10 protein-coding genes and 1 other RNA gene are annotated in these 9,441 nt (G+C 67.5%); 1 reads left to right on the forward strand and 10 read right to left on the reverse strand.

Annotation, left to right across the window (positions count from 1 at the left end):
• Positions 1-301 precede the first annotated feature (301 nt).
• The 8 genes from pcaC to GSQ95_RS24160 form a co-directional block, all read right to left on the reverse strand.
• Entirely contained in the window at positions 302-697 is a 396-nt protein-coding gene (gene pcaC, locus GSQ95_RS24125) for a 4-carboxymuconolactone decarboxylase (RefSeq protein WP_093257243.1), read from the reverse strand.
• Positions 698-708: 11 nt separating this feature from the next.
• On the reverse strand, positions 709-1,497 hold the full coding sequence (pcaD, locus tag GSQ95_RS24130) for a 3-oxoadipate enol-lactonase (RefSeq protein ID WP_158891712.1): 789 nt from the start codon (positions 1,495-1,497) through the stop codon (positions 709-711).
• Between the two features lie 16 nt (positions 1,498-1,513).
• A complete protein-coding gene (locus GSQ95_RS24135; RefSeq protein WP_158891710.1) occupies positions 1,514-2,872 on the reverse strand; it encodes a 3-carboxy-cis,cis-muconate cycloisomerase in 1,359 nt (452 codons plus the stop codon).
• Positions 2,873-2,895: 23 nt separating this feature from the next.
• A non-coding RNA gene (locus tag GSQ95_RS24140) (sX9 sRNA) lies at positions 2,896-2,987 on the reverse strand.
• Between the two features lie 61 nt (positions 2,988-3,048).
• On the reverse strand, positions 3,049-4,341 hold the full coding sequence (locus tag GSQ95_RS24145; protein ID WP_158891708.1) for an MFS family transporter: 1,293 nt from the start codon (positions 4,339-4,341) through the stop codon (positions 3,049-3,051).
• 246 nt (positions 4,342-4,587) lie between these two features.
• Positions 4,588-5,802: a 3-oxoadipyl-CoA thiolase gene (pcaF, locus tag GSQ95_RS24150; protein WP_158891706.1), complete on the reverse strand. Its 1,215-nt coding sequence runs from the start codon at positions 5,800-5,802 to the stop codon at positions 4,588-4,590.
• Positions 5,799-6,584, reverse strand: coding sequence for a CoA-transferase subunit beta (locus tag GSQ95_RS24155; protein ID WP_158891704.1), 786 nt, complete (start codon positions 6,582-6,584; stop codon positions 5,799-5,801). The genes pcaF and GSQ95_RS24155 overlap by 4 nt, the downstream gene beginning before the upstream one ends.
• 3 nt (positions 6,585-6,587) lie before the next feature.
• A complete protein-coding gene (locus GSQ95_RS24160; RefSeq protein ID WP_158891702.1) occupies positions 6,588-7,436 on the reverse strand; it encodes a CoA transferase subunit A in 849 nt (282 codons plus the stop codon).
• Positions 7,437-7,643: 207 nt separating this feature from the next.
• Here GSQ95_RS24160 and GSQ95_RS24165 point away from each other — a divergent pair, with 207 nt between their 5' ends.
• Positions 7,644-7,865 (forward strand): VF530 family DNA-binding protein, encoded by a 222-nt coding sequence (locus tag GSQ95_RS24165; protein ID WP_158891700.1) that lies wholly within the window; start codon positions 7,644-7,646, stop codon positions 7,863-7,865.
• A 25-nt stretch (positions 7,866-7,890) separates the two neighbouring features.
• On the opposite strand, the gene GSQ95_RS24170 is transcribed toward GSQ95_RS24165, so the two are convergent.
• Entirely contained in the window at positions 7,891-8,745 is an 855-nt protein-coding gene (locus GSQ95_RS24170) for an SPFH domain-containing protein (RefSeq protein WP_158891698.1), read from the reverse strand.
• A gap of 27 nt (positions 8,746-8,772) precedes the next feature.
• A complete protein-coding gene (locus GSQ95_RS24175) occupies positions 8,773-9,216 on the reverse strand; it encodes an NfeD family protein (protein ID WP_158891696.1) in 444 nt (147 codons plus the stop codon).
• Between the last annotated feature and the right edge of the window lie 225 nt (positions 9,217-9,441).

The raw sequence follows: 9,441 nt of genomic DNA on the forward strand, positions 1-9,441 counted from the left end.
GGCAGGACGCCGAGCAAGGCGCGAGGGGCAGGAGGCCCCTTCGTGCCGTGCCCCGGAGCGGCACCGGAGCGAGGGCACCCGGAGCGAAGCGGAGGGCCGAACTGTCGGGGTGTGCTTTCTTTTGCTTACTTTTCTTTGCACAAGCAAAGAAAAGTAAGTCGCCGGCCAGGCGAAACAAGGATCTTCAACAAATCGCGATGATCAGCTTAGGCAACAAAATCCAATCTCCTCCCCTCCCAAAAAAAAACGCCCACCAAATCCAATCCGGCGGGCGTCATCCAAGGGGCCCAAGGGGGAAAACTCACCCCTCCAGCGACTCCACCCCCAACTCATCCCACACCGCCTCCGCCAGATGGAAGGTGGCATTGGCCGCCGGGATGCCGCAGTAGATGGCGCTCTGCATGATCAGCTCCTTGAGCTCCTCCCGTGTCACCCCGTTGCTGCGGGCGGCACGCAGGTGCAGGCGCAATTCGCCTTCGCGATTCATGCCGATCAGCATGGCGATGGTGATCAGGCTGCGGGTATGTCGCGGCAGACCCGGGCGGGTCCAGATGTCGCCCCAGGCGTGGCGGGTGATCATCTCCTGGAATTCTTCGTTGAAGGGGGTCAGCTTTTCCAGGCTGCGATCGACGTGGGCGTCGCCCAGCACCGCGCGACGGACCTGCATGCCGGCTTCATAACGTTCTCTTTCGTCCAAGATCGACTCCTTCAGGCGCTCAGAAAGGCCAGCACGCGCTGGGTAAAGGCAGCGCCCATCTGCACGTTGGACAGGTGGGCGGCGGGAAACTCGACGTACTCGGCGCCCGGGATGCGCTCCTGCAGGAAGCGGCCGTCGGCCGGGGTGGTCACGGCGTCGTGGCTGCCGGCGACGATCAGCGTCGGGGCGCGGATGGCGTCCAGTACCTCGCGGAAGTCGGCGTCGCGCACCGCTGCGCAGTTGGCGGCGTAGCCCTGGGGCGAGGTGCCGGCGAGCATGGCGACGATGCGGTCGACCCGATCCGGCTCGGCGCTGGCGAAATCAGGGGTGAACCAGCGGCCGATGGAGGCGTCGCGCAGGTCGCGCATGGCCTGCTCGCCGCCGGCTTCGACGGTCTGGATGCGGGTATTCCACACCTCGGGGGTGCCGATCTTGGCGGCGGTGTTGCACAGCACCAGGCGGGTGATCCGCTCGGGGGCGTTGATGCCCAGCCACTGGCCGATGGAGCCGCCCATGGACAGGCCGCAGAAGGCGAATTGGTCGATGCCCAGGGCGTCGGCCAGGGCCAGGACGTCGCGACCGTTCTGATCCATGCGATAGGGACCGGGCGTCACCAGGGAGGCGCCATGGCCGCGGGTGTCGTAGCGCAGCAGGCGAAAGCGCTCGCTGAAGGCGGCGGCCTGGTCGTCCCACATGGCCAGGTGGGTGCCCAGGGAGTTGGACAGGATCAGCACGGGGGCGCCCGCGGGGCCCTCCAGTTGGTAGTTCAGGTCGCCATCGGCGAGACGTACGCAGGGCATCAGGCAGTCCTCTGGTCTAGGGATGGGTAGGCAGGGTGCGGTGTTCGGCCAGGGCGCGGGTCACCCAGGCGCGGGCCTGACCCTGGTAATGGGCGGGGTCCAGCAGGCGATCCAACTCGGCGCTGTAGAGTTCGGCGGTCACTTCCGGCGTATCGCCCAGTACCTGGCGCAGGTGACGCCCTTCCTGGACGGCGCGCTTGCAGCTCTGCTCCACCAGGTGGTGAGCGGCTTCGCGCCCCAGCCGTCCGGCGAGGGCGATGCTGACCGCCTCGGCCAGCACCAGGCCGTGGGTCAATGCCAGGTTGGCCTGCATGCGCGCGGCGTCGACCTCCAGCCCGGCGACGATGGCCTGGGCTTGCTGCAGGGCGCCGGAGACCAGGCAGAACAGCTCCGGCAGGGTTTCCCACTCGGCGTGCCAGAGCCCCAGGCTGCGCTCGTGCTCCTGAGGCATGGCGGAAAACAGGGTGCTGACCAGACCCGGCGCGCGGGTGGCGGCGGCGATCAGCACCGCGGCGCCCACCGGATTGCGCTTGTGCGGCATGGTGGAAGAGCCCCCCTTGCCCGGCGCCGAGGGCTCGAAGACCTCGGCGGCTTCGGTCTGCATCAGCAGCGACAGATCACGCCCCAGCTTGCCCAGGCTGCCGGCTACCAGGCCGAGCCAGGCGCCAACCTCGACCAGGCGATCGCGCTGGGTGTGCCAGGGTTGCTCCGGCAGGCTCAGCGCCAGCTCCCGGGCCAGGGCCTCGGCCACCGGCAGGGCCTGATCGCCGAGGGCGGCCAGGCTGCCCGAGGCGCCGCCGAATTGCAGCACCAGCACCCGCGGCCGCAGTTCGGCCAGGCGCTGGCGGTGCCGGGTGATGGCGCCCAGCACCCCGGCCAGTTTCATACCGAGGGTCACGGGCGTGGCGTGTTGCAGCCAGGTGCGGCCGGCCAGCACGGTACCGGCATGACGCTCGGCCTGGATGGCCAGGGCCTCGGCCAGTCGCGCCAGGTCGGCGTCCAGCAGGTCCAGCGCCTGGCGGATCTGCAGCACCAGGCCGCTGTCCATGGCGTCCTGGCTGGTGGCGCCACGATGCACATGGCGCTCGGCGTCCGGATCCTGGGCGGCGATCTGCCGGCCCAGCGCCTTGACCAGCGGAATGGCGGAGTTGCCGGCGCTGACCACGGCCCGGGCCAGCTCGGCCGCGTCATAGCGCTCGGCGCGGCAGGCGGCGGCGATGGGCGCCACCGCCGTCTGCGGGATCACCCCCACCGCCGCCTCGGCGCGCGCCAGGGCCGCTTCGAAGTCCAACATGCCCTGCAGTCGGCCGTGGTCACAAAACACCGCGCGCATGGCGGCGCTGGTGAAGTAGGCGTCGAATAGCAGGTTGGACATGGATCTTCCTCAAGTGGCGGAGCAGCCAACAAAGCGTAGCGAGCGGTTGTCAGGCGGGTGCGCGCGGCGCGCAGGAATCGGACCGGGCTCGCGCACGAGTGGGCGAGTGGTACATGAGGATTCCGAGCACTGCACGCGCCCGCATGGCGAACGCGCAGTAGTTTTGTTGGTTGCTCCTAGTGGTCGTGATGCAGGTAGGTGGCTTGCCGCGGTAGCCGGAGGCTGACCAGGAAGGCCACCGCCAGCATTACCGAGACATAGATGTAGAAGACTTCTTCATGCCCCTGGGTCTTGAAGCTCAGGGCGACGAATTCCGCCGAACCGCCAAAGATGGCATTGGCCACCGCATAGGACAGGCCCACGCCCAGGGCGCGCACTTCCGGCGGGAACATCTCCGCCTTCACCAGGCCGCTGATGGAGGTGTAGAGGCTGATGATGGCCATGGCCAGGCAGATCAGCAGGAAGGCCACGAAGGGACTCTGGACGCTGGCCAGCGCGGTGAGGATCGGCCAGGTGCAGACCGTACCCAGGCCGCCGAACAGCAGCATGGAGGCGCGCCGACCGATGCGGTCGGATAGCATGCCGAACAGCGGCTGCATGAGCATGAACACCAGCAGGGCACAGGTCATCACGGCGCTGGCGGTCTTGGCGTCCATGCCGCTGGTGTTGACCAGGTACTTCTGCATGTAGGTGGTGAAGGTATAGAAGATCAGCGAGCCGCCGGCGGTGTAGCCGAGCACGGTGAAGAAGGCCGCCTTGTGATGCTTGAACAGGCCGCTGAGGGTACCGGCCTCCTTGTTGGCGCGGGTCTCGGCGGTGGTGGTCTCTTCCAGCGAGCGACGCAGGAACAGCGAGACCACGGCCGCGGCGGCGCCGACCAGGAAGGGAATCCGCCAGCCCCAGGCACGCAGGTCGGCATCGCTCAGGACCTGCTGCAGGATCACCACCACCAGCACCGCCAGCAGTTGGCCGCCGATCAGGGTGACGTACTGGAAGGAGGCGAAGAAGCCGCGCTGGCCACGCAGGGCCACCTCGCTCATGTAGGTGGCGGTGGTGCCGTATTCACCACCCACCGAGATGCCCTGCAGCAGGCGCGCGAGCAGCAGCAGGGCCGGCGCCGCGACGCCGATGCTGGCATAGGTGGGCAGGCAGGCGATGGCCAGGGAGCCGGCGCCCATCATCAGGATGGAGATGACCATGGAGGTGCGCCGCCCGTACTTGTCGGCGACGCGCCCGAAGATCCAGCCGCCCAGGGGCCGCATCAGGAAGCCCGCGGCAAAGACGCCGGCGGTGCTCAGCAGCTGCACGGTGGGATCGCTCTTGGGGAAGAAGGCGGCGGCGAAGTAGATGGAACAGAAGGCGTAGACGTAGAAGTCGAACCATTCCACCAGGTTGCCGGACGAGGCGCCGACGATGGCGAAGATGCGCTTCTTGCGCTCCTCGAAGCTGTAATGCGGGTGAGTGCTCATGGAGATCCTTAATTATAGGTATGGATGGACGGGGGACAGCCTACCGCCATCGGACCAGGAGAGACACACGCGGTTACAGGGGGTATGGGCATGGAGGAAGTGAAAGCGGGACGATTTTCCGGCCTAGCCGCTCTGCAATGAGAGGCTTATCGCGGCCATGGGCCGCTCCTACAGGTACATCGAGCTCTTGTAGGAGCGGCCGCATCGGCGGACCGCCTGGCCGCGATTTGCCTCAGCGCCAAAGCCTCAGACCCCGTCCACCCGCTCCACCGCCAGCGCCAACCCCTGGCCGACGCCTACGCACATGGTGGCGAGACCCAGACGGCCGCCGGTCTTCTGCAGGTGGTGCACCGCGGTGAGCACCAGGCGGTTGCCGCTCATGCCCAGGGGATGACCCAGGGCGATGGCGCCGCCGTTGGGATTGACCTTGGGGCTGTCGTCGGCCACGCCCAGTTCGCGCAGGACGGCGATGCCCTGGGCGGCGAAGGCTTCATTGAGCTCGATGACGTCGAAGGCCTCGATGGACAGGTCCAGTTGCTGCAGCAGCTTGCGCACCGCCGGGGTCGGACCGACGCCCATGATGCGCGGCGCCACTCCGCCGCTGGCCATGCCCAGTACCCGGGCGCGGGGCGTGAGGCCGTGCTTCTGCACCGCTTCCGCCGAGGCCAGGATGATCGCCGAAGCGCCGTCGTTGAGGCCCGAGGCGTTGCCGGCGGTCACGGTCCGGTCCGGGCCGTTGACCGGCTTGAGCTTGGCCAGGCCTTCGGCGGTGGTGTCCGGACGCGGATGCTCGTCCTGCGCCACCACCAGGTCGCCCTTCTTGCCCTTGATCGTCACCGGGACGATTTCCTCGGCGTAGTAGCCGGATTCCTGGGCCGCCGCGGCGCGCTGCTGGCTGCGCAGGCCGAAGGCGTCCTGGTCGGCGCGGCTGACGCCATAGTCGGCGGCGACGTTGTCGCCGGTGACCGGCATGCTGTCGACGCCATAGGCCTCCTTCATCGCCGGATTGACGAAGCGCCAGCCCAGGGTGGTGTCTTCCAGCTTCTGGCCGCGACCGAAGGCGCTGTCGGCCTTGCCCATCACATAGGGCGCGCGGGTCATGGATTCCACTCCGGCGGCGATCACCAGGTCCATCTCGCCGAGGGCGATGGCGCGATAGGCCTGGCCCACCGCCTCCATGCCCGAAGCGCAGAGGCGATTGAGGGTCACGCCCGGCACCGTTTCTGGTAGTCCCGACAGCAAGACCGCCATGCGCGCCACGTTGCGGTTGTCTTCCCCGGCCTGGTTGGCACAGCCCATGAACACCTCGTCCACCGCCGTCCAGTCCACCTGGGGATTGCGCTCCTGCAGCGCCTTGAGCGGAATGGCCGCCAGGTCATCGGCGCGCACCGCGGAAAGTCCGCCGTTGAGCCGGCCGATGGGGGTCCGAATGGCGTCGCAGATATAGACGGGGCGACTCATTCCTCAGCTCCTTTCTGGCCGCCGTGGGCGGCATTGGTCCGGGCCTGCAGATCACGCAGGGCCGCGAGTTCGGTCGCCGTCGGCGCCGCGCTGGTGGCGACCTGGTCGGCGAAACGGATGGCCCAGCCGGTGGCGGCCACCACCTGTTCGCGGGTCACCCCGGGATGCAGGGCGGTCACCACGAATTCGTGGGTGCCGGCTTCCGGCTCCATGATGCAGAGGTCGGTGATGATGGCTGTCGGCCCCTTGCCCGGCAGACCCAGCTGCTGGCGATGATCGCCACCCTCGCCGAAGCCCACCGAGGTGATGAAGGCCAGCTTGTCGACAAAGCTGCGGTGCGACTGCTTGAGGATGATCAGCACCTCCCTGGCCGAGCCGGCGATCTCCGGCGCGCCGCCGGCACCCGGCAGGCGCACCTTGGGCTGGTGGTAGTCGCCGATCACCGTGGTGTTGATGTTGCCGAAGCGGTCGACCTGGGCCGCGCCCAGAAAGCCGACGTCGATGCGGCCGCCTTGCAGCCAGTAGCGGAAGATCTCGCCGGTGGGCACCACGGTGTCGGCGGTCTCGGCCAGTTCGCCGTCGCCGATGGACAGCGGCAGCACCGAGGGCTTGGCACCGATGGGGCCGGATTCGTAGATCAGCACCACGTCCGGCGCATGGGTCAGGCGTGCCAGATTGGCGGCGGTGGACGGCAGGCCGATGCCGACGAAGCAGACGCTGCCATTGCCGAGGCGGCGTGCGGCGGCCACGGTCATCATTTCATTGGTGGTGAAGTCGCTCATGAGTCAGGCCTCCGCAGCCAGCTTCGCCTGGAAGGCGGCGAAGTCCGCGGTACCGCGGATGTAGGTGTCGATCCACTGGGTGAAGGTGTCGCGATCGCGAGCGATCGGGTCCCAGGCCTGGTAGAAACGGTTGTCCCGCTCGTAGTAGCCGTGGGCATAGGACGGATGCGCCCCGCCCGGCACCACGCAGACCGCGCTGAGCGCCCAGGTCGGCAGCACGCAGGCGTTCATCGGCGCCTGGAGGTCGTCGACGATCTCCTCCACGGTGACGATGCAGCGCTGGGCGGCCAGCGCCGCTTCCTTCTGCACGCCGAGGATGCCCTGGATCAGCACGTTGCCCTGGCGGTCGGCCTTCTGCGCATGGATGACGGTGACGTCGGGGCGCACGCTGGGCACCGCGGCGAGCTGCTCGCCGGTGAAGGGGCAGGCGATGAACTTGATGTCCGGATTGACCTTGGCCAGGTCCGAGCCCTGATAGCCGCGCAGGACGGCGAAGGGCAGGTTGGAGGCGCCGGCGACATAGGCGTTGGCCAGGGCCGCATGGCTGTGCTCGGAAATCTCCAGCTGGTGCGGCCAGCCCTTTTCCACCGCGTCGCGCAGCCGGTGCAGGGAGCCGACCCCGGGATTGCCACCCCAGGAGAAGATCAGCCGCCTGGCACAGCCGGCACCGATCAGCATGTCATAGACCAGGTCGGGGGTCATGCGCACCAGGGTCAGGTCGCGCCGGTTCTGGCGGATCAGCTCGTGGGCGGCGGCGGTCGGAATGAGATGGGTGAAGCCTTCGAGGGCGACGGTCTCACCATCGTGGACGAAGCGCTGGATGGCTTCGCTCAGGGACAGGATCTGGGCCATGGATTGTCGACTCGCGTCTTTGTTGTCGGCGCCGCCCGGTGCGGCGGTCTGGAGTCAGACTACAAAGCCCTACCCACGCAAACAATCCGATAATCGACTAATAGTTCGATTATCGAACAGCATCGTTTCTTGGACTGTCGACCGCTTCGACGCGCAGCGCGCTGTTGCAGCGGCTACACTGCCCTCCCCTCATCCAGAGCCCAGCCGATGTCTGACAAGCCCCGCGCCTCCCTCGAAGGCATCACCCTCGAAGCCCTGCTCAACCGCCTGGTGGAGCATCACGGCTGGGAAGAACTCGGGCGGCGCCTCCCGCTGCGCTGCTTTACCCATGAGCCCAGCATCAAATCCAGCCTGACCTTCCTGCGCCGCACGCCCTGGGCACGGGAAAAGGTCGAGCAGCTCTATCGGCGCCTGCCGAAGCAGGGCTAGGGCAGGGCCCGGGGCAACTGCCGGACTAGGATTTGGTCCCCAGCAGGCCACGCAGCGTCTGCTGGATATCGGCTGGCAGGACCACCGTCTTCGCGTTGTCGCTGGTGGCCAGCTTTTCCATGGCATTGATATAACGCTCGCCCAGCAGATAAAGCACCGGCGTCGGTTCGCTGCCCACGGCTTCGGAGATCTTGCTCAGGGCGGCGGCGGAGGCCTGCGCCAGGGTCACCTGGGCCACGCCGTCGCGCTTGGCGGCTTCGAGACGGGCATCGGCCTCCAGGATGGCGGCCTGCTTGGCGCCTTCGGCCCGGGTCACCACCGCCTTGCGCTCCCGCTCGGCGGCCGCCTGCATTTCCATCGCCGCCTGCATCGACGGGGTCGGCTTGAGCTCCTGCACCTCCACCGCCTTGACGGTGATGCCCCAGTCCACGGTCTGCTCGGCCATGCTGACCCTCAGCCGCGCCTTGATCTCGTCTCGCGAGGACAGCGCCTGGTCCAGTTCCATCTCGCCGATGATGGCGCGCAGCGAGGTCATCGCCAGGCTGGTGATGGCCTGGGCATAGTCTTCCACGCCATAGGCCGCCTTGGCCGGATCGACGATCTTGGCGAAGCACAGGGCATTGGCCAGGATCACCGCATTGTCGCGGGTGATGACCTCCTGTTGCTGCACATCTAGGATCAGGTCCTTGGTGCTGAGGCGGTAGCTGACCTGGTCCATGTAGGGGATGAGGAAATTCAGCCCGGGCTTGAGGGTGGTGCGGTACTTGCCGAGGCGCTCGACGATCCACTCCTGCCCCTGGGGCACCAGGCGCACGCCCTTGGCGACGGTGACGACGATGAAGACCAGCAACAGCAGGGCGACGATAAGACTGACACTCATGGACTCTGTCCCTATGGATGGAAGACGTCAGGATTGACGGGCGACCTTGACCAGGTTGCCTTCGAAGGCCAGCAGTCGAACCCGCTCGCCGGCCGCGATCTCGGCATCGGCCAGGCAGGGCCATTCATCGCTGCCGAGGATGGGTTTCTGGAAGCGCACGCGGCCACGGGCGAAGGGGCCGACCGCCGCGACCAGCAGGCCGATCTCGCCCAGATGGACGTCGGCGCTCCAGTCTTCACCGGGCTTGCCACGGTCCTTGCCATAGCGAAACCAGAGAAACACCGCCACCAGCGAAGCCAGACTCCAGACCAGCAGTTGCACGGCCAGCGCCAGCGCCGGCAGTACCAGCAGCAGCACGCCGACCAGCAGGGCGCCCAGGCCGAACCAGATCAGGAAAAAGGCCGGCACCACCAATTCGCTCAGCATCAGGCCGACGCCCAGCACCAGCCAGTACCACCATTGCACGTCCATTGCCGCTCCTTCCAGGTAACGCCACAGCATGGCTGCTGCTGCGCTCATCCGCCACCAGGGCCTCCGAGTGGTACCGAGCGCCCGATGAAGTGGCGCCCTGTCGCGCAGGCGGGGGCGCGCCTGGGCACCGTTGGGCTTCGCTGTGCTCAGCGCCAACCTACGGGCGGATTGGTAGGTTGGGTTGAGACGGCTCCATCGTCGAAGCCCAACAAGGCGAGGTCGAGC

The organism is Pseudomonas sp. BAV 4579, from assembly GCF_009765395.1.
Taxonomy (GTDB): Bacteria; Pseudomonadota; Gammaproteobacteria; order Pseudomonadales; family Pseudomonadaceae; genus Chryseomonas; species Chryseomonas aestiva.

Excerpts from the sequence above, each read along its gene's own strand:
- GSQ95_RS24135 (WP_158891710.1), bottom strand. The coding sequence starts at position 2,872 with ATGTCCAACCTGCTATTCGACGCCTACTTCACCAGCGCCGCCATGCGC.
- GSQ95_RS24145 (WP_158891708.1), bottom strand. The coding sequence starts at position 4,341 with ATGAGCACTCACCCGCATTACAGCTTCGAGGAGCGCAAGAAGCGCATC.
- GSQ95_RS24170 (WP_158891698.1), bottom strand. The coding sequence starts at position 8,745 with ATGAGTGTCAGTCTTATCGTCGCCCTGCTGTTGCTGGTCTTCATCGTC.
- GSQ95_RS24175 (WP_158891696.1), bottom strand. The coding sequence starts at position 9,216 with ATGGACGTGCAATGGTGGTACTGGCTGGTGCTGGGCGTCGGCCTGATG.
- pcaF (WP_158891706.1), bottom strand. The coding sequence starts at position 5,802 with ATGAGTCGCCCCGTCTATATCTGCGACGCCATTCGGACCCCCATCGGC.
- GSQ95_RS24165 (WP_158891700.1), top strand. The coding sequence starts at position 7,644 with ATGTCTGACAAGCCCCGCGCCTCCCTCGAAGGCATCACCCTCGAAGCC.
- GSQ95_RS24160 (WP_158891702.1), bottom strand. The coding sequence starts at position 7,436 with ATGGCCCAGATCCTGTCCCTGAGCGAAGCCATCCAGCGCTTCGTCCAC.
- GSQ95_RS24155 (WP_158891704.1), bottom strand. The coding sequence starts at position 6,584 with ATGAGCGACTTCACCACCAATGAAATGATGACCGTGGCCGCCGCACGC.
- pcaD (WP_158891712.1), bottom strand. The coding sequence starts at position 1,497 with ATGCCCTGCGTACGTCTCGCCGATGGCGACCTGAACTACCAACTGGAG.